Raw genomic sequence first — 19739 nt, forward strand, 5'->3', positions numbered from 1 at the left:
TTGATTGTTTTGTTGAGTTTGCTCTATCATAGAAAGGACACCTCTCCTGTATGGTAGTGATTCCTCGACACTTTCACTTTACCAAACGGAGTGGTGTTTTTCTATTTTTCAAGGAGCATTCTAAAATCGGCTTTAAACTTGTTGTACCAAGGGAATACTCTCATTTTCGCTCTGCGAAAGTTGAGTCAATAACTATACTACTGCATTTCTCACAATGTTTTTTAATAAATTGTGCTTGTTTGCCTGCCATTCTGACCGGATGTTGGCTTTGATTAGATCCACCAAATAGGGACGAAGTGGGTTGAAAGCCTGTAGGGAGTCAATCTTTTTGTTGATGGCGCCACCGCGTACATGCCTTCCATCAGGTGATTTTTGTAGCTGGAAATGTAGAAGCGTTTTAGACCAGTTGACTGCTCCACACCCATTCCTTCCAGGAACACACCAAATGCTTTCACTTCGCCAACGTGCGACTCAATCGTTTTCGGGACAATCCCGTTCTCCACAAGATACTCTTCGAACTGCTGAATCACGTCCATCTGTAACACCTCCTGTAACGCAAAAAAACCCTACATCCATTGGTTGGACACAGGGCCATATGTCAATCTGATTAGCTTATATTTAGTGAGGTTGCTTTTTCAGTTTCTCTATTCCTTCTAACGGAAGTTTGGTCAGCTTGGCGACACGCTCTGGACTGTCACCCTCAGCAAGCATTTCTCTAGCGATTTCTAAAGCCTTTTGTCGCTCGCCTTCTGTTCGGCCTTCTGCTTTAGCTCCTTCAATCATATTTAGCTCATCCTTCAACGCCATCTCACGCATTTCATACAGTTTACGGGCTTCCTTATCCTGACTCAAAAACTCCAATACATTGATCGCCTTACGAATCGTTGGTTCACTCATCGCCAATTCCTCCAGTTTCGTTTCACTCTCGGCTTTCAGGAACAACAACCATTTCACCAGCAGATCACTGGTTTCCTGATGTTCGAATCCAAGCTTCGGCAACTCAAGAAAATGGATTTCCAGATTGTCCGTCAAGATGAATTTCTCTGCGTCTTCCCTGAGACGAAAAACACTGTGGTAGCTCTTTGAGGGAAGGTACGAAAAGTCCACAATGCTGATCGTGACCGTCTTTTTGAGGTTACGGTATGGTTCACCCTCTGCCAGTTGACCTTCGTACATCTTTGCCCAGTAGTACAGGGAGCGCTTCTCCATGTCGTACTTGTTGTGCAGTTGTACTTCGATGTTGATCTGTTCACCTGTCTTCGTTTTCGCCCTTACATCGAGGATGGGATTCATTCGCTTAGTCACGCAATCACCCCCATGTTCCGTTCATTGTTTATTTTTATATTTATTATACCACCGGAGTGCTTTTCAGACACTCCAGCCAAAGCCTCCTTTCCGTCATATTCTCATTAATTAGAAAAACCAAAGATTTTAGGGGGTACAAATATGTCTCCCTAAACGCGAAACGAGCCTTAGGAGCCCTGTTCGGCTCTTTTTTCTGTGACAGGTTGCATGGAGAAATCAGACAAAATGAAAGAGCCTACCTCTTTTCGAGGTAGACCCTTTCGACATTTTTCGGGTGGTGGTAGGCACCAAACCATTAAAAGGGATATTCCCTGTCTTGAATTTGTACTGAAATCCATTTTACTGTGGTGAATTCGTCAAGTGCCCACTCTCCCCCGTACCTTCCAAGACCTGAGGATTTTTCACCACCAAAGGCGATAATGGGTTCATCATTAACGCTTTGGTCGTTGACGTGAATCATGCCTGTTTCAACACGTTTGGCTACTTCAATGGCATGTTCAAGACTTCCCCCATATACAGCACCGCTTAAGCCATAAGGGCTGTCATTAGCTATACGGATGGCATCTTCCTCATCTTTCGCGGATATAACAGAAGCCACCGGTCCAAATATCTCTTCCTGTGCTATTGTCATATCATTGGTGACGTCTCGAAGAATAAACGGACACATTACGTTTCCGTTCACACTTCCTCCCAGTACCACCTTGGCTCCTTCGCCTTTACTCTTTTCAATCAGTGCCAGAATACGGTCTACCTGCTTTCGGTTAATTAGAGGACCTATAATCGTTTCAGGGTTTGACTGGTCCCCGTAAGGAATCCTTTTCGCTTTTTGAACAAACGCCTCCAGGAAGGGTTCGATTACCTTTTCATCTACGATCACACGATTGATTGCCATACAAATCTGTCCTGAGTGCATAAATTTCCCAAATGCCGCTGCTCCAGCCGCCTTTTCAATATCTGCATCCGCAAGCACAATCATGGCGTTGTTGCCACCCAATTCAAGAGCGACCCGCTTTAAATTCTTTCCGCATAGCTCACCAATATGTCTTCCGACTTCAGTAGAACCAGTAAATGAGATAATGCGTGGAATCGGGTGTTCCACAAACGCATCCCCAATTTCACCCGGATTGAAGACAACGACATTTAAAAGACCCTTGGGAATTCCCGCCTCTTCAAACAATTTTCCAATAAAGAGACCTCCTGCAATCATCGTTTGGGAATCGGGTTTCAGTACTACTCCGTTCCCTGTCGCAAGAGCGGGGGCGACAGTACGCATTGAGAGATAAAACGGAAAGTTAAACGGGCTAATAACCCCTACCACACCAGCCGGGATTCGATATATTCGGTTCTCTTTTCCAGGAATAATAGAGGGTAGGATCTGTCCTGACATACGAATGGGGAATGTTGATGCCTCTTTAATAATGGCAAGTGCAAAATCAATTTCCACATTGGCTTTCACTACGGTACTTCCTGTTTCCGTTGTGATAATTTCAATCATCTCTTGACGTCTATGTGAGAGTAGTTCCGCCGCTCTTTCAATGATTCGGGAGCGCTCATAAGGGTTTACTTTCGCCCACTCTTTTTGGACCCTTTTTGCTGAATCGTAGGATTCGTTTATGTCGTCGAGATTTGCCAAGCGAATTTTTACCAATGTTTCGTCATTATAAGGGTTTTTGTCCTCATAGGTATCCTTACTACTGCCTTCTCTCCATTCTCCTGAGATAAGTTGTTTGTTCCAGCCGCTTAAATTTGCCATAGTCCATTCCTCTGTTTTTCATAATAGTTTTTTGTATTATTTCTCCCTTTATGAAAAAGTATTCATGGATTGGTGGTGGTCACAGCATACTCTTGGTCGGTACGTTCGGGAAAAGCATGTACAACAGCACCTCTTGGTTTTTTGGCAACGCAAAAAGACCCTGCATCCATTGTTTGGACCATCTCACGCATTTCATACAGTTTACGGGCTTCCTTATCCTGACTCAAAAACTCCAATACATTGATCGCCTTACGAATCGTTGGTTCGCTCATCGCCAATTCCTCCAGTTTCGTTTCACTCTCGGCCTTCAGAAACAACAACCATTTCACCAGCAGATCACTGGTTTTCTGCTGTTCGAATCCAAGCTTCGGCAACTCAAGAAAATGGATTTCCAGATTGTCCGTCAAGATGAATTTCTCTGCGTCTTCCCTGAGACGAAAAACACTGAGGTAGCTCTTTGAGGGAAGGTACGAAAAGTCCACAATGCTGATCGTGACCGTCTTTTTGAGGTTACGGTATGGTTCGCCTTCGGCCAGTTGTCCCTCGTACATCTTTGCCCAATAGTACAGGGACCGCTTCTCCATGTCGTACTTGTTGTGCAATTGGACTTCGATGTTGATCTGCTCGCCCGTCCGTAGAGCTTGCTCACTAACTCTTCATTCTGCACCCGATAGATCTGAAAACGCCCATGCTCCACCGCTTCCTGCAACTCACGCTTTCCATGCTCCCGAAGACTCTCACTCTCTACAATTTCACGATAGACTTCAGCGGGAAGGTAGACCTCATCAAAAAGCTCATTCATAAGCGAAAGATGCCCGATTATTGACAAGGCAATAATCGGGCTTGAATTAGAAATGACCTTACGCATCTTTTTCTCCTTCTTCTGCTAAAAGTCTAGAAATCGTTTGATCATCTAATCGTCTATCTTCTTCTGTATATTCCATCCAGGCAATGCCACAGTCACTTAGATAATCAATAAAGTCGCTCAGTGACTTTCCCGCTAATTCGGCTGCTCGTGCCAGCGTTACCTTCTTCTCCAAAAACAACCATGTTCCGCACTCTTTGCGATAGAAACAGTGGCTCAATCCCCTATGTACTGCTATTCACCCTCTACGCGTTTTTTCAGGGCAAAGAGGGCATTCAGAGCTTGTTACTCGCCCTGAATGCCCTCGAAGATGTTCCCCTATGCTGTACAACCAAGCCTCAATTTCGTCCCAGCAAGGTTTCCACTTCCCGCTCGTACCCATAGCGACGGAAGAAGTCAAGCAACGCTACGGTAAAGATGTCTCGCTGGCTGATGTTCTTCTCTTTACTGTAGTCACGTACGAGCTGATCGAGCGTGTTGGTCATGTGAACGGACTTGGTGACAAAGATGCCCGGAATCGTGTAGCGAGGTACTTTGCCATCCTCCGCTGTGGGTACAAGAAGATCAATCAGCTTGCCCTTGTTTCGCTCCAGCATCTCCAAGAGTGGTACGTACTGTTCTAGCTGTCCCACTACAGCTTGATCGATCCGTACAGGGACAGACGGAGTAGCCCCTAGTAATTGAGCCTGTGCCACTACCCTATTTTCTTCATCAAAGGCTCTAAGTGAAGAGTCCTCATTTTCCAAATCCTCTTGCACTTGTCCACGCATTTTGACGTAGTTTTCTGCCTCTGATGACCATTCGTATCCCTTCCCTTTCATGTAAGCAGCTAGTTCTCGGTGATCGGTAAAACCCAACCGCTTGGCAATGGTTCTGGCATCCGCTCCTTCTTTCTGAAAGAGGGAAAGGACGGTGGCTACTTTCGACGATGCGGTCAAAGAGATTTCCAGATCCCGTTCTTCCAAGCGGTTATAGATCGGCACATACGTTTGCTTGTCCCGATCCCACGTAAAGTTTCTGCGCCGCATGTGCATGTCGAGGGATTTGTAGTTGGCATACTCAAACTCTTCCGCTAACTCGTCCCTAGTCTTTCCTTCCGTAAGACCACGCAAATAGGCCCCACCTAGTAGGTAGATGGGGCCTATTTGACGTTCACCCTATCCTGGACAAAGAACAGCAGCTGGTTCACCTCCTGCTCTGAAAAGACTTCCACCTCTCCCTCGCTGCCAGCGGCCACCTTGATCCTGTCTTTCCGCAGCGTGACGACTTGTTCTGTGGTCAGCTTACGGTCGAAACCCTTTCACGTCGCCAACGTAGGATTCAATCGTTTTGGCAGCAATCCCATTCTCAACGAGATACCGCTCAAACTCCTCAATCGGGTTCATTCCTTCTCCCTCCTGAAAACAGAAAAATACCCTGCAGCCTTTTGATTGGCCCAGGGCGGTTACTCTCTACTTCCAGAAGTGAACTTCTGAAAGGCATGCCACATTTCCACCTCATCGTTGCCCCATGTCTGACGGACGTTCTCTGGATCAAGAATGCGGTAGTGCTCGGTAATGATGTTCTTTTGAAGCTTCCAGCCGTTTCTGGATTGCAGGGTATCCCAGAAGAAGCTCCCTCCTAATGTCTTCGTTGGTAGATTTGGAAAAAGCATGTACAACAGCTCCTTGTGACTTTTTTGGAACGCAAAAAGGCCCTACATCCGTTCGTTGGACGTAGGGCTCGTTGATTCTGCCATTCTTACCTCAACACCGTTTTGCGCCTCCTGTAGATTGGTGCCAGATGCCGTCACCTTCTGTCGGTACTTTCGGTACTGACGCTACTTGCGGAGCATGGAGGGGATGATTAGTGCAGTTGCTGTTTTAGTTTTTCGATTTCCTCTTCCGACAAACCTGTTGCTTTTGCAACTACATCTACAGTCATGTCCATCGCCAGCAAATTTTTGGCCACTTCCATTGCCTTCTCTTGCTTTGCTCCCTGAATCATGTTAGCTTCATCCTTCAATGCTTTCTCCCGCATTTCATACAATCTGCGAGCTTCAGCATCCTGACTCAAAAACTCAAGGACGTTGACTGCCTTACGAATCGTTGGTTCACTCATAGCCATTTCACCAGCAGGTCACTGGTTTCCTGATGCTCTGCTCCCAGCTTCGGCAACTCAAGAAAATGGATTTCCAGATTGTCCGTCAAAACAAATTTCTCTTTGTCTTCCCTCAGACGAAAAACGCTGTGGTAGCTCTTTGAGGGTAGGTACGAGAAATCTACAATGCTGATTGTAACCGTCTTTCTTAGATTCCGGTACGGTTCACCTTCTGCCAGTTGTCCCTCGTACATCTTCGCCCAGTAGTACAGAGAACGTTTCTCCATGTCGTACTTGTTGTGTAGTTGAACTTCAATGTTGATCTGTTCGCCTGTCTTCGTTTTCCCCCTGACATCAAGGATGGATGCCTTGTCGCCCACCTGGTTCGCGTTGATGTGCGGGTCAACCAGCGTGATTTCCTTTAGCTGTTTTCCTTCCTCCGGTTTTAGCGTCGCGTTGAGAAACGACAACAGCAGGTCTTTGTTTTCCTCGGTACCGAAAATTCGCTTGAACACAAAATCGACGATGGGATTCATCCGCTTGGTCACACCATCACTCTCCCTTGCCCGTTCATTGTCTGTACTACCATTATACCACCGGAACGCTTTTCAGACACTCCTGCACAAAGCCTCCACTCAAACATATTCCTATTAATAATAGAGTATCCAAATCTTGTTAGAAACGTATGTTCGCTTTATAGGATAATCAAAATGTATTTGACAAGTACAAAATGTACCGTTTGGCAATTAAAAATGTACACTTGCCAACCAGGGTATCATTGATTCATCAGTGAAGCCTTATGGCGAAAACTATCACGATTGAAAACAATCAAATGCGAATAATGAATGAGTCGATCAATGAATGCTTCTGTCAGTATTAAATCGCCAAAAACGTGATTCCATTGACCGAACTGCAAGTTCGTTGTAATAATGACACTTCGCTTTTCATAACACAGGTTGATCACTTGAAACATTAATTCGGGTTCACGAGCTGAGCGACAGTGTAGAAACGTACCCGTTTCTGGCTTTTATGAATGCAGTTCCAGCCTGCCAAGGCTGCCAGAAGCGTTTTCCCGACCCCTACGCCTCCATACAGGATTAAATTCTCCTTTCTTTCTATGAACCCGCCGTGCAAGATATCTTCCTTTGTCATGTTTCCATTCATATGAATACCATGCCATTCTAGCTGTTTGCCGGCTATGTCTGGCAAACAGGATTGGCTGATTAGAAGATTTAACTTTCGTTCCTCTCGCTGTTGTATTTCCCTTTCGAAAAGGCAGAGTAAAAACTCTTCGTGTGTCTCAGCTATCACTTCGTGATAATTTTCCCGTATCCAACTTAATTTCAAACGCTTGGCATGTGCTTCAATGAGGTTTCTCACTGTTGCTCACCTCCCAGCATAATCATCAACTGATCATAATGAGAGAGACCTCTGGTTGAAGCACGACTTGATGGAACAGAAGGCGGGAGCGATAGTGTTTCTCGAATACCTCGTCCATTGACAAGTTGATAATAGACATGTTTGATGGCTTCCGTGGTTGGATGCCCATGTTGTGATGCAATCCGTAGAGCTTGCAGGGATATGTCGAAATCTTGATCCTTCAATATGACGGATAAAAGTTGAAGTGCATTCCGTTTCTCCTCGACTGTACATTCACCGAAACAGGTCTTCATAGTGGATTTCCGGCAATAGATAGTTATTACGTATGTATTTGACCATCGCTTCCATGTGCCCTTTCTCGTTTCCGCTTCCTGGATTGCAGAATTCATATTGGAAACCATAATAGGCAACAAAACGAGCAAATTCTTCTGTTACGTGCCGTTCCCCGTTCGGCACCACCTTCTTCACCGCAGGTGACAGGTTATCGAAACGGATTGTATGCGGCACGCCTTCAAGAAAGGTGAACATGTTCGTCAGTCCCTGTAGAAAGCATTCCCGGTTTTGGGAAGGGAAGACTTGAAACAGGAATGAATTGCTGTAAGGGAATGAGAGAACGAGGAAGGGCACGAACTGTACGGTCAGAACCCTGGAATCCATGTTCTGAAACGAGAAGAGTATAGATTCGCTTTGCGGTTCTTCTGAATTTCTTTTTCTTTCCCAAATCTTCAAGTAGCCATTGATCAACGATTGATTTGACCGGATCCATTACTTTAGCTCGCCTTGTTTGTACAGTCTTGACCTCGGGATTGAAATCCTCCATCTCCGAGTACTTTTTAACTGTCCTTGGATCCACATTCATCTGCCTTGCGACAGAAGCGTAAGAGCGACCTTTTGTATTTGTTTCGTGTCTTATATAATGAACTTCAGCCATTGCTAACATCTCCTTAATTTATACCTCCCGTCGTTAGATTGCCCAACAGGGAGGGGATGTTGGCAAGTGGTTTTTTTCATTTATGCAGCCCCTACAGGTCTGCATAAATTAACTGCCATAACCTACATTTTTAGTCTGCCATAAACACAATCACTCCTTTGGCTATTTTTGAATGCAAAAATGCCCTGCATCCATTGATTGGACACAGGGCTGATTGTGAAGGCTGCTGTTTAGTGAAGCTGCTGTTTCAGTTTTTCAATTTCTTCTAAGGGAAGTTTGGTCAGCTTGGCAACACGCTCTAGACTGTCACCTTCTACAAGCATCTCTCTGGCTATTTCCAGTGCCTTTTGCCGCTCGCCTTCTGTACGGCCTTCCGTTCTGCCTTCCGCCAAACCTTCTTCTCTAGCTCTTTGCTGTCGAATCTCAGCCTCTCTAGCAGCAAACAACTCATCTTGAATGGCTTTTTTCCTTGATTCGTACTCAAACCACTTCTCGTCGTTACGACTCAGGTCTTCCCACTGGTCAAACGCTTTCTTCATCACCGGATCCTTCATCGCAATCGCCTCCAATTCCCTGCGAATGTCTTCCCGATCATCTGCCTCTAACAGCAGTAGCCATCGTTCTTTTTCGTTCTTCTGGAGATTGATGGCTTGTTTTTCCCACAGACTCAGCAACTTGCGCATCTCAACAAAGTGGATTTCCAACACGTCGGTCAGAAGAAACTTCTCCTCGTCTTCGTATAACCGGAACGCTGAGTGGTACCGTTCTGTTTCAGGGAAGAGGTCAAAGTCCAAAATGTTGATGGTTATCGTCTTTTTCATTTCTGAGTAGGACCCGCTTTTCTTCAACTGTGCACCGTAGATGTGTGACCAGTAGTACAATGTCCTTTTCTTCATGTCGTACTTGTCGGCCACCTGAATCTCGATGTTGATGAACTCACCCTTCTCCGTCTTGGCATAGATGTCCAAAACTGACTTTTTGCCTTCTTCATGCTCCCGGAACAACTCAGAGTTCATGATTGTCAGAGAAACAATCTGTTGATCCTGAGGCAGCGTGTAGCTCATCGGGCGTAATCGTTTTTCAGCGAGTTTTCACAGGGTTATTCAGTGAGTTCGGGCAAAAAAAAGCTACCGCAGTTTCGCGATTCAGAATTGCGTTGAGCAGCGCTCTCAGGATTGGCTCGTTTCCTTCGGTACCGAACAGCAGCTTGAAAGCAAAGTCTACTTTTAAGTCCATGTATCTGTTCAAGCCATCACTCTCCCTTGCCCGTTCATTGTATATTTTTATATTTATTATACCACCGGAATGCTTTTCAGACACTCCAGCCAACGCCTCCTTTCAGACATATTCCTATTAATAATATAGTATTGAAATCTTGATAAAACCGGATTGCTGATCTGTCCTTGAACTGAAAAAAGCCAGCTACCAAAAATCGGCGGCTGACTGCATTCTTTATAGTTTGCAGTGAAGGGAAGTTGCCACGTTTTCTTGTCGTTGCTGGGAAGTTGCTGGTGGGCATGTGACGGGAAAGAAAATGTAGTGAGCTAGCAGAAAGTTTTTCAGTGAGTTCCTTAACAAAGTGAAAAAACCTGCCTCTTTCGAGACAGACCCTTTCGACATTCTTCGGGTGGTGACAGGCACCGATCCGCCTTAACTTCTACAGGCTTACAGCAATATCAGATGTGAGTACCAGCATCTAAACACCTTCCTTGCTTTATTCATTCCTTGAACCAGCAAACATGCGAAACGTCCGCCACATCTCGCCTTCATCCTGCCCCCACGCCTGTCTCACGTTGTCCGGGTCGAGGATGCGGAAGTGTTGGGTGAACATGTTCTGCTGCAGCTTCCAGCCGTTTCTTCTATCCAGGGTGTTCCAGAAAACCTGACCGCCTAACGTCTTGGTCGGTACGTTCGGGAAAAGCATGTACAACAACTCCTTTTGGTTTTTGGGAACGCAAAAAGGCCCTACATCCGTTGGTTGGACGTAGGGCTGGCTACTTCTGCAATTTTTTGTACCTCGACATCGTTTTGAGCCTCCTGTAGCGTCAGTGGTGCCAGATGCGTTACCGTCTGTCGGTCCTTTCGGTACTGACGCTACTTGCGGAACATGGAGGGGAAGCTTAGTGCAGTTGCTGTTTCAGTTTTTCTACTTCAGCTATGGTCAGTCCGGTCAACTCCGAGATTTCGGCCACGTTCAAACCTTTTGCAAGCATGTTACGAACAATGACAGCCTTCCCTTCAGTTCTTCCTTCTTCCTTTGCTCCTTCAACCATGTTCAATTCGTCCTTCAATGCTTTCTCCCGCATTTCATACAATCTGCGAGCTTCGGCATCCTGACTCAAAAATTCAAGGACGTTGACTGCCTTGCGAATGGTCGGTTCACTCATCGCCAATTCCTCCAGTTTCGTTTCGCTCTCGGCTTTCAGAAACAGCAGCCATTTCACCAGCAGGTCACTGGTTTCCTGATGCTCTGCTCCCAGCTTCGGCAACTCAAGAAAATGGATTTCCAGATTGTCCGTCAAAACAAATTTCTCTTTGTCTTCCCTCAGACGAAAAACGCTGTGGTAGCTCTTTGAGGGTAGGTACGAGAAATCCACAATGCTGATCGTAACCGTCTTTCTTAGATTCCGGTACGGTTCACCTTCTGCCAGCTGTCCCTCGTACATCTTCGCCCAGTAGCTCAGAGAGCGTTTCTCCATGTCGTACTTGTTGTGTAGTTGAACTTCAATGTTGATCTGTTCGCCTGTCTTCGTTTTCCCCCTGACATCGAGGATGGATGCCTTGTCGCCCACCTGATTCGCGTTGATGTGCGGGTCAACCAGCGTGATTTCCTTTAGCTGTTTTCCTTCCTCCGGTTTTAGCGTCGCGTTGAGAAACGACAACAGCAGGTCTTTGTTTTCCTCGGTACCGAAAATTCGCTTGAACACAAAATCGACGATGGGATTCATCCGCTTGGTCACACCATCACTCTCCCTTGCCCGTTCATTGTCTGTACTACCATTATACCACCGGAACGCTTTTCAGACACTCCTGCACAAAGCCTCCTTTCCGTCATATTCCTATTAATAATATAGTATTCAAACCTTGTTAGAAACGTTTGTTCGGTTTTTTCAGGGTGAAGGGCTACTGAGAGGAATGAACGGGGGTCTGACTTCATTCTTTATAGTTTGTAGTGAGAGGGGAATGGAGAGGTTCCTTGTTGGGAATGGGTGGTAATCAAGATGAGTATGATTAGTCTCGATTTTCAGCGAGTTTCTAAAGAGTTTTGCAGTCAGTTGCCAATCAAAAAAGAAAGAGCCTGCCTCTTCCGAGCCCCCTGTGTCAGAATAGTTGTCGTACCCCTCTAAAGAACGTATAGTGAGGAAAACGAGGACGAGGTGGGAGACAATGAACCAAGTGAGCAAGGAATTAAAGCAGAGCATTTTGCAACGGATGATGCCGCCCAGCAATGAGCCTGTCAGCCAGATCGCCAGAGAGAGCGGACTATCGGAAACAACGCTATACAAATGGAAAAAGGCGGCCAAAGCACAAGGAAAGATCATGCCTGATGGTACGCAGCCTGCCGAGAGATGGAGCACAAGAGATAAATTTGCCATCGTGGTGGAAACCGCTGCGCTAAGTGAAATCGAACTGTCGGAATACTGTCGCGCTAAAGGGCTATTCGTCGAACAAGTAGAGGCTTGGCGTGATGCCTGCATGCAAGCCAATGGCGGGATAGCCGAGCAAGCGAGCAAGCTCCAAAAGGATCTCCGTACAAAGGAGCAAGAGGTAAAAACCCTAAGCCGTGAGCTGCAGCGCAAAGAAGCGGCGCTCGCGGAAACGGCCGCGCTACTGGTGTTACGAAAAAAGGCCCAAGCGATCTGGGGGGACCAAGGGGACGAATGATCAGTGCCTCAGATCGTCAATTAGCCATATCACTGATTCAAGAAGCGGTCGAAGCCGGAGCAAGAGAGCGGCTCGCCTGTAAAGAGCTTGGACTGACTCAGCGCACCCTGCAACGTTGGCGACAGTATGGTGTGCGTGAAGATGGGCGTCCAAATGCGAAACGGCCTGAGCCCGCCCACAAGCTCAGCGAGGATGAAGAGCAACAGATTCTGGACGTCATTCATCAACCGGAATTTTAGAGTTTGCCTCCGAGTCAAATCGTTCCCGCGCTGGCCGATCAGGGGACGTATATCGCTTCCGAATCGAGCTTTTATCGCGTGATGCATAAACACAAACAGCAGCAGCATCGTGGACGGAGCAAGAAGCGAACCGCCAAGCCGCTGACAAGTCACCGTGCAACCGGGGCTAACCAGGTCTGGATGTGGGATATTACGTGGTTGCCTGGGCCGGTTAAAGGCTTGTTCTTCTACCTCTATCTCGTGCTGGATTTGTATAGTCGCAAAATTGTCGGTTGGGAGAATTGGGAGGAAGAGTCGGCCGAGCATGCCAGTCAATTGATTCGCAGAACCGTGCTAAGTGAGCAGTGTGTCGTTCGCCAGCAACCACTTGTGCTGCACTCGGACAACGGTAGTCCAATGAAAGGGGCAACCTTATTAGAAACGCTGTACAGATTAGGTATTACCCCTTCTAGAAGCCGTCCGCGAGTTAACAATGATAACCCCTATGCTGAATCCATCTTCCGGACATGCAAATACCGTCCAGAGTACCCTGAGCAAGGGTTTAAGGATCGCACAGAAGCGCGTGAATGGGTGCTGCGTTTTGTGCGCTGGTACAATCACGAGCATCGCCACAGCGGACTTAACTTTATAACGCCGAACCAGAGACACAACGGTCTGTCTAAGCAAGTATTTGAGAAAAGAAAACAAGTCTACGAAACCGCGAAAGCCTCGAATCCTGGTCGCTGGTCAGGGGCTACACGCGATTGGAGCCTGGATGAAGAAGTTTGGCTCAATCCGGAAAAAGCGACCCTTATTCAAGCTGAGCAAAAAGCTCAAACATAGCTATCTTATTTTCATCAATTCGCGACAACTATCTTGACAAACACCGTTTTCGGCGCAATCCCGTTTTCTACAAGACACTGCTCAAACTGCTGAATCACATCCACAATCAAACACCTACCTTACTTCACTCATTTCTTGAACCAGCAAACATGCGAAACGTACGCCACATCTCGCCTTCATCCTGTCCCCAAGCCTGCCTCACGTTGTCCGGATCGAGGATGCGGAAGTGTTGGGTGAACATGTTTTGCTGCAGCTTCCATCCGTTTCTTCTGTCCAGGGTGTTCCAGAAAACCTGACCGCCTAACGTCTTGGTTGGTACGTTCGGGAAAGGCATGTACAACAACTCCTTTTGGCTTTTTGAGAACGCAAAAAGGCCCTACATCCGTTGGTTGGACGTAGGGCCAATTGTGATTCGTTATGAGCTTCCGTTAGTGAATCTGCTGCTTCAATTTTTCGATTTCTTCTACAGAAAGTCCCGTCAATTCAACGATTAAGGAAACATCCATTCCTTTGGCAAGCATTTTTCTAGCCACCTCAGCTTTGCCTTCTTCCTTTGCACCTTGAATCATGTTTGCCTCATCCTTCAATGCCATTTCCCGCATCTCATACAATTTACGGGCTTCTTTATCCTGATTTAGAAACTCAAGCACATTGACCGCCTTACGAATCGTCGGTTCGCTCATCGCCAATTCCTCCAGTTTCGTTTTGCTTTCTGCCTTCAAAAACAACATCCACTTGACCAGCAAATCGCTGGTTTCCTGATGCACTCCTGCTACCTTTGGCAATTCAAGAAAATGGATTTCCAGATCATCAGTTAGCACGAATCCTTCCTCATCTTCTCGCAACCGAAACACACTGTGGTAGCTGTCTGTCGGGAGGTACTCAAAGTCGATGATGCTGATTGTGACCGTCTTTTTGAGGTCTCGGTATGGTTCACCCTCTGCCAGTTGACCTTCGTACATCTTTGCCCAGTAGTACAGGGAGCGTTTCTCCATGTCGTACTTGTTGTGCAGTTGTACTTCGATGTTGATCTGTTCACCTGTCTTCGTTTTCGCCCTTACATCGAGGATGGATGCCTTGTCGCCAACCTGATCGGCGTTGATGTGCGGGTCAACCAATGTAATCTCCTTGAGTTGACTTCCTTCCTCCGGCTTTAGCGTCGCGTTGAGAAAAGACAGCAACAGGTCTTTGTTTTCCTCAGTACCAAAAATCCGCTTGAACACGAAATCGACGATGGGATTCATTCGTTTGGTCACGCCATCACTCTCCCTTGTTCCGTACGTCATATATTTTTATATTTATTATACCACCGGAATACAAGAAGAACCTTACCCTGGAAACCCTGCTGAAAATTGCCCGCAGCTTGGGGACTTCCTTGGAGCAACTCCTGCATTCCGTTGATCCGCTCGATGTTCAAACCCCTCTTGGGCAAATTGTCGTCATGCTCTCTGAACGTCCTGTGGCCGACCAAACCCTTGTTTTAGCGTTGATGAAAACGGTTTTTTCTTGGGAAGAAGAAAAGCGGAAGTAAGTCACAGTGGACTTTCTTCCGCTTGTTTGTTTGCCGAGGGAAATTGGCAGGCGAGAACGGTCATTTCCCAGCGTACCGCAAAGATCTCTCTGCGCAGCTTTTCTTCCCGTTGTTGAATCCATTCGCACACTTCCTTGAGTGTATCCTGGCATGTTTCTCCCCGTTGTTTGTACAGCATCTCATCCTTTAAGAGATACATCGCTTTCTCGCATGTCCTTGCACCCCGTATCAGCGTATCCTCCTTGCCAACAAGTTCTTCATATTTTTCCTGTACGCCATTCATGGAATCCCTCCCGGTTCATTTACAGCAAGGCTACAGCCTGCTCCTTGTCCTGTCTGCTGGTGTTGATGTAGTAGTGGGCCGTAGTCTGAATGTGGGCGTGCCCAGCAAGCTTAGAGACGGTGGTGAGCGGCACGCCTCTCTTGAGCAAGCGGGAGCAAAAGGTATGACGAAACTTGTGCGGGTACAGCTGGAAGGCAAGATGCTTCTCCAAGCCTTCCAGCAGCGTGTTGACTGCGTCCTTGTGCATCTTCTCAGCTCGTTGACTGAGCAGGAGGTAGGGACTGTCTCTGTGCTTGTTTGCTTGCCGTTCTGACCGGATGTACTCTTTAATGAGTTCCACTAGATCAGGACGAAGCGGGATCTCCCTGTACTTGCCACCCTTGCCCGTTACTCTGAGCGTGTTTGTGAGGTAGTCCAAGTCATGAAGCTGAACCCCGCACAGTTCACTTACCCGTACGCCTGTGTACAGCAGCAGCCAAACAACGAGATGGTTGCGCAGGCTGACTTTGCTCCTGTCCTGGACAAAAAAGAGCAGCTGGTTGACCTCCTGCTCGGTGAACACCTCGACTTCTCCCTCGCTTCCTGCGGCCACCTTGATCCTGTCTTTGCGTAGCGTGACGACTTGCTCAGTGGTCAGCTTACGGTCGATCAGGAACAGGTTGAACGCCTGTAAACTGTTGATTTTCTTGTTGATGGTGGCCACTGCGTACTTGTTGTCTGTGAGCCTGTTTTTGTAACTGGAGACGTAGAATCGCTTCAGATCGGTCGGTTGCTCTACGCCCATCCCTTGCAGGAACACACAAAACCCTTTCACGTCGCCAACGTAGGACTCAATCGTTTTAGGTGCAATCCCGTTCTCAACAAGGTACTGCTCAAAATCCTCAATCGTGTTCATTCCTTTCCCCTCCAAAAATACAAAAATGCCCCACAGCCATTTGATTGGTGCAGGGCAGCGTTACTCTCTACCTACTGACGTGAACTTTTGAAAAGCTTTCCACATCTCTACCTCATCGTTACTCCATGCCTGACGAACATTCTCTGGATCGAGAATCCGGTAGTGCTCGGTGATGATGTTCTTCTGTAACTTCCAGCCGTTTCGCCTATCCAGGGTGTCCCAGAAAAAGCTCCCTCCTAGTGTTTTGGTCGGTAGGTTCGGAAAAAGCATGTACAACCACTCCTCTTTGTTTTTGAACGCAAAAAGGCCCTGCATCCATTGATTGGACACAGGGCCGTTTGTGATTCGTGTTTGCGCTTCCGTTAGTGAAGCTGCTGTTTTAGTTTTTCGATCTCTTCTACAGACAAACCTGTTGCTTTTGCAACCATTTCAACAGTCATGTCCATCGCTAGCAGATTTTTGGCAACTTCCGTTGCCTTTTGACGCTCACCTTCTGTACGGCCTTCCGCCAAACCTTCTTCTCTGGCACGTTGCTGCCGAATCTCAGCTTCTCTAGCGGCAGATAACTCATCGTGAATCGCCTTTTTCCTCGTCTCGTACTCAATCCATGTTTTCTCGTCTCGGCTCAAATCTTCCCACTGGTCAAACGCCTTTTTCATCACCGGATCTTTCATCGCAATCGCCTCCAATTCTCTGCGAATGTCTTCACGATCGTCTGCCTCCAGAATCAGCAGCCATCTCTCTTTTTCGTTCTCTTCGAGGTTGACGGCTTGCTGCTCCCACAGTCTCAGCAGCTTCGGCATCTCCACGAAATGAACTTCCAGCACGTCTGTCAACAAAAACTTCTCCTCGTCCTCGTACAGACGGAACGTGGAGTGGTACCGATCCGTTTCCTGCAGCAGGTCAAAGTCCAGGATATTGATGGTAATGGTCTTTTTCATCTCGCCGTAGGAAAGGCTGCCTTTTTTCAGCTGCGAGGAGTAGATGCGCGACCAGTAGTAGAGCGTCCGCTTCTTCATGTCGTACTTGTCGGCCACCTGAATCTCGATGTTGATGTACTCATCCTTTTCCGTCCGGGCGTAGATGTCCAAAACGGATTGTTTGTCCGTCTCATGCTCCCGCAACAATTCCGAGTTGAGAATGGTCAGGGATGCAATCCGGTCGTCCTTGGGCAGCTTCAGAAGCGCGTTGAGCATCGCTCGCAGGATCGGCTCGTTTTCCTGCGTGCCGAACAGCAGCTTGAACGCGTAATCCACCTTCAAATCCATGCGTCTCGTCACGCCATCACCCTCCCTTGCCCGTTCATTGTCTGTACTACCATTATACCACCGGAACGCTTTTCAGACACTCCGGTCAATGCCTCCTTTCTGTCTCATCTAAGATAATATTAAATGTCTGAAAATGGATTCGATCCGATTTTTGGAGTGGAGAGGGGAGTGAGGTACAGAAAGAAATGGTTAATGGAGGAGAGCTCGCTGGACTCGCTACAGTTTTTATAGTTTACAGTGAAGGGAAGTTGTCACGTTTTCTTGTCGTGGCTGGGAAGTTGCTGGTGGGCATGTGACGGGAAAGAAAATGTAGTGAGCTAGCAGAAAGTTTTTCAGTGAGTTCCTTATCAAAGTGAAAGAGCCTGCCTCTTTCGAGACAGACCCTTTCGACATTCTTCGGGTGGTGACAGGCACCAACTTCCGACTTCTTTCACTCAATTTTAGTTGAGCTTATGAGGTAACGTTTCGATTACTTAGAAACAGTAACCTCAACTGCATCTTTAACCAACAATTTGTTAGCATCTTTCAAAGCAGTTGCATCTGTTTTTACTTTCAGAGTAGAAGCTGCTTTAACAGTAGACCAGTTAGAGTCATTACCAACAATGTTGATTACCAATTTTTTACCATCGATAGAAACTGTACCAGTTGCTGGTTGAGCACCACCGTCTGCAGTATCATCGGTAGGAATTACGTCTGCTTTAGCAAAAGTTGCAGTACCGCCAGTGATTACAAAATCACCAAGGATATCGTCGATATCTGCACCAGTTGCAAAGGAAGCCAACAGATTTTCGTTGAAGTTCAATACCAATGTGTCACCAATCAGTTGTGCAGATTCAAGAACTGCAGCTGTGTTATCTTCAACCAATACAGCAGCAGACTTCGCTGCAGCAGTGTTACCAGCTTCATCTTTCACGCCAGAAACTGAAAGGTTTGCATTTGTACCTGTACCAACTTCACCGATGTTGATGGAGTTAGCTGGCAGATCAATTTGAACCTTAGTTTGTGTGCTGTCAGTGAAGTAAACATCAGTACCAGCTGGCAGATCTGCACCGTCGAGTTTGTAGTTAGCTTTGTTCAGTGCAGTAGCAGAAGTTACTTTTTCGTCAAAGGACACCAAGAACTTGTTAGGTACGTCTGCTGGTCCAGTAGTTTGAACGTTATCAATTGTAGCTACAGGAGCAGTTACATCCGAAGCATCTCCAACAACTACAGTTGTAGTTGCTTCAACGTTAGCGTTTGTATAAGCATCTACTACAGAACCTGCACCCAATTTAATGGTATAAGTTCCGTTTGGAATTACGGTAGTACCGCTGTACAAGTCAACTACGAGCACTTTAGTGTCGGTAGCACGAGTAGCGGAATCAACTGTGTAACGAACACCATTTGCATCAGTTACTACAATCTTAGTTTTGTCTGTAGTAGTTCCAATTGCTTTGTTGAATGTAATTTCAAACGTTTGTTTGTTGGAAGCTACAGCAGATGATACAAATGCTGGTCCAGTGGAGTCAGCAGTCAAAGTAAGAGTTTTGGAGTAAAGGCTTGCATTAGTGTTACCATATGCATCACCAAATGCACCTGCATCAATCATGAAAGTCAGGTCTTGAGTTGTAGAGCCTGCAGCGAAAATGCCGTCTCCAGCAGTAGCACCGTTGAGGTCGAGTTGTACATCGTAAGTCTTACCAGTTGGGTCTACAGTAGTGTTTTTAGTAACAGCAATATCTGTAGTACCAGCAACGTGGGAGATTACAGTAGTACCCTTCAATACTTTAACGTCACCAGATACCAGATCCAAAGCACCTGTTGTTCCAAGTGCTTCATTCAGCACAATGCGTACAGTATCTTGAGCAACTTGAGTTACAGAAGTAATGCTTGGAGCAGTTGTGTCATTAGGAACCACTACAGAACCATTGAAGAGACCCATTTCGTTACCTGCTACGTCTTTAGCAGCAGCCACGTAAACAGTTGCAGTCGAACCTTTTGCGAGAGTTACACTTGCTTCGATTTGAGTTTTAGAACCTGAAACGAAGCTTGCTGTAACAGGTGCACCATTTACACGGAAGATAGGTGTAACACTAGTATCCATTGGCTCAGAGAATGTAACTACTACTTTACCAGCAGAAGTGTATTCAACTGTTTTCACTGTAGGAGCTGTAGTATCATCGAAAGAAACTACCTTAGTGACAGCAGCAAGCGTTTTGGATTTATCAGCATTCTTAACTCCGGAAACTACCAAAGTGTGAGATTTTCCACTTTGATTAGCAGCGAAAGTCAACACAACTGTTTTCTTATCGTCTTGTAATGCAGCAGTTGCAACTGTAGTGTCAATTTTCACCCCGTTAAGAGTGTAGTTAGCAGTTGTATCTCAATAGCCCCTTAGGAAACTTGGACACATGGAGTGTAATTTAGTACACTATATGTGAACAGGGGGAAGGCAACAATGAAACGAAAACAATACTCCAATGAGTTTAAAATGCAAGTGGTAAAAGAAGCTCTGGAAAGTGGA

General features: G+C 46.5%; 19 protein-coding genes and 6 pseudogenes. 1 reads left to right on the forward strand and 24 read right to left on the reverse strand.

All coding sequences use genetic code 11. The features are described from left to right. Positions 1-272 precede the first annotated feature (272 nt). From EDM52_RS02020 to EDM52_RS02085, 17 genes and pseudogenes are all read right to left on the reverse strand, one after another. The gene (locus EDM52_RS02020; RefSeq protein ID WP_183184766.1) at positions 273-536 is read right to left on the reverse strand and encodes a hypothetical protein; all 264 of its coding nucleotides are present in this window, start codon (positions 534-536) and stop codon (positions 273-275) included. 82 nt (positions 537-618) lie between these two features. Beyond that, the gene (locus EDM52_RS02025; RefSeq protein ID WP_245996430.1) at positions 619-1305 is read right to left on the reverse strand and encodes an Rpn family recombination-promoting nuclease/putative transposase; all 687 of its coding nucleotides are present in this window, start codon (positions 1303-1305) and stop codon (positions 619-621) included. Between the two features lie 295 nt (positions 1306-1600). Then, positions 1601-3058 (reverse strand): aldehyde dehydrogenase family protein, encoded by a 1458-nt coding sequence (locus EDM52_RS02030; protein WP_122907362.1) that lies wholly within the window; start codon positions 3056-3058, stop codon positions 1601-1603. A gap of 62 nt (positions 3059-3120) precedes the next feature. After that, positions 3121-3681: pseudogene (locus EDM52_RS02035) on the reverse strand (Rpn family recombination-promoting nuclease/putative transposase); the annotation flags it as partial. Between the two features lie 26 nt (positions 3682-3707). Further along, positions 3708-3926, reverse strand: a pseudogene (locus tag EDM52_RS25805) (PIN domain-containing protein); the annotation flags it as partial. Continuing rightward, positions 3919-4098: a UPF0175 family protein gene (locus tag EDM52_RS02040; RefSeq protein ID WP_183184768.1), complete on the reverse strand. Its 180-nt coding sequence runs from the start codon at positions 4096-4098 to the stop codon at positions 3919-3921. The gene EDM52_RS02040 and the pseudogene EDM52_RS25805, both read right to left, overlap by 8 nt. A 163-nt stretch (positions 4099-4261) precedes the next feature. Further along, positions 4262-5035, reverse strand: a complete 774-nt coding sequence (locus tag EDM52_RS02045; RefSeq protein WP_245996434.1) for a hypothetical protein — start codon at positions 5033-5035, stop codon at positions 4262-4264. A gap of 35 nt (positions 5036-5070) precedes the next feature. After that, positions 5071-5308: pseudogene (locus EDM52_RS25610) on the reverse strand (hypothetical protein); the annotation flags it as partial. Positions 5309-5367: 59 nt separating this feature from the next. After that, positions 5368-5577 carry a hypothetical protein gene (locus EDM52_RS02055; RefSeq protein ID WP_122907366.1) on the reverse strand — a complete coding sequence of 70 codons (210 nt, stop codon included), beginning with the start codon at positions 5575-5577 and terminating at the stop codon, positions 5368-5370. A gap of 191 nt (positions 5578-5768) precedes the next feature. Next, positions 5769-6550 (reverse strand): annotated as a pseudogene (locus EDM52_RS02060) (Rpn family recombination-promoting nuclease/putative transposase). Positions 6551-6777: 227 nt separating this feature from the next. After that, positions 6778-7382: pseudogene (locus EDM52_RS02065) on the reverse strand (ATP-binding protein). A 273-nt stretch (positions 7383-7655) separates the two neighbouring features. Continuing rightward, on the reverse strand, positions 7656-7889 hold the full coding sequence (locus tag EDM52_RS25615) for a hypothetical protein (RefSeq protein ID WP_420866951.1): 234 nt from the start codon (positions 7887-7889) through the stop codon (positions 7656-7658). 4 nt (positions 7890-7893) lie between these two features. Further along, the gene (locus EDM52_RS25620; protein WP_420866952.1) at positions 7894-8313 is read right to left on the reverse strand and encodes a hypothetical protein; all 420 of its coding nucleotides are present in this window, start codon (positions 8311-8313) and stop codon (positions 7894-7896) included. A 230-nt stretch (positions 8314-8543) separates the two neighbouring features. After that, positions 8544-9329, reverse strand: a complete 786-nt coding sequence (locus EDM52_RS02075; RefSeq protein ID WP_420866953.1) for an Rpn family recombination-promoting nuclease/putative transposase — start codon at positions 9327-9329, stop codon at positions 8544-8546. Between the two features lie 64 nt (positions 9330-9393). Next, positions 9394-9561: a PD-(D/E)XK nuclease family transposase gene (locus EDM52_RS25625; RefSeq protein WP_420866954.1), complete on the reverse strand. Its 168-nt coding sequence runs from the start codon at positions 9559-9561 to the stop codon at positions 9394-9396. Positions 9562-10027: 466 nt separating this feature from the next. Beyond that, complete coding sequence (locus EDM52_RS02080; protein ID WP_122907367.1) at positions 10028-10237, reverse strand: hypothetical protein; 210 nt, start codon at positions 10235-10237, stop codon at positions 10028-10030. Positions 10238-10433: 196 nt separating this feature from the next. After that, positions 10434-11273: an Rpn family recombination-promoting nuclease/putative transposase gene (locus EDM52_RS02085; RefSeq protein ID WP_245996436.1), complete on the reverse strand. Its 840-nt coding sequence runs from the start codon at positions 11271-11273 to the stop codon at positions 10434-10436. Between the two features lie 427 nt (positions 11274-11700). Between EDM52_RS02085 and EDM52_RS02090 the strand changes: the two are divergent. After that, positions 11701-13259, forward strand: a pseudogene (locus EDM52_RS02090) (IS3 family transposase). 124 nt (positions 13260-13383) lie between these two features. Here EDM52_RS02090 and EDM52_RS02095 read toward each other — a convergent pair. From EDM52_RS02095 to EDM52_RS02130, 7 genes are all read right to left on the reverse strand, one after another. Then, positions 13384-13593 carry a hypothetical protein gene (locus EDM52_RS02095; RefSeq protein ID WP_122907368.1) on the reverse strand — a complete coding sequence of 70 codons (210 nt, stop codon included), beginning with the start codon at positions 13591-13593 and terminating at the stop codon, positions 13384-13386. A gap of 94 nt (positions 13594-13687) precedes the next feature. Then, positions 13688-14515: an Rpn family recombination-promoting nuclease/putative transposase gene (locus tag EDM52_RS02100; protein WP_183184770.1), complete on the reverse strand. Its 828-nt coding sequence runs from the start codon at positions 14513-14515 to the stop codon at positions 13688-13690. 276 nt (positions 14516-14791) lie between these two features. Continuing rightward, entirely contained in the window at positions 14792-15073 is a 282-nt protein-coding gene (locus EDM52_RS02110; protein ID WP_122907369.1) for a hypothetical protein, read from the reverse strand. Positions 15074-15092: 19 nt separating this feature from the next. Continuing rightward, positions 15093-15968, reverse strand: coding sequence for a tyrosine-type recombinase/integrase (locus EDM52_RS02115; protein WP_122907370.1), 876 nt, complete (start codon positions 15966-15968; stop codon positions 15093-15095). A gap of 60 nt (positions 15969-16028) precedes the next feature. Next, entirely contained in the window at positions 16029-16238 is a 210-nt protein-coding gene (locus tag EDM52_RS02120) for a hypothetical protein (RefSeq protein ID WP_122907371.1), read from the reverse strand. Positions 16239-16330: 92 nt separating this feature from the next. After that, on the reverse strand, positions 16331-17248 hold the full coding sequence (locus EDM52_RS02125; RefSeq protein WP_221175533.1) for an Rpn family recombination-promoting nuclease/putative transposase: 918 nt from the start codon (positions 17246-17248) through the stop codon (positions 16331-16333). A gap of 457 nt (positions 17249-17705) precedes the next feature. Then, positions 17706-19568, reverse strand: coding sequence for a hypothetical protein (locus EDM52_RS02130; RefSeq protein WP_122907372.1), 1863 nt, complete (start codon positions 19566-19568; stop codon positions 17706-17708). Positions 19569-19739 lie beyond the last annotated feature (171 nt).

This window comes from Brevibacillus invocatus, from assembly GCF_003710915.1.
Lineage (GTDB): Bacteria > Bacillota > Bacilli > Brevibacillales > Brevibacillaceae > Brevibacillus > Brevibacillus invocatus.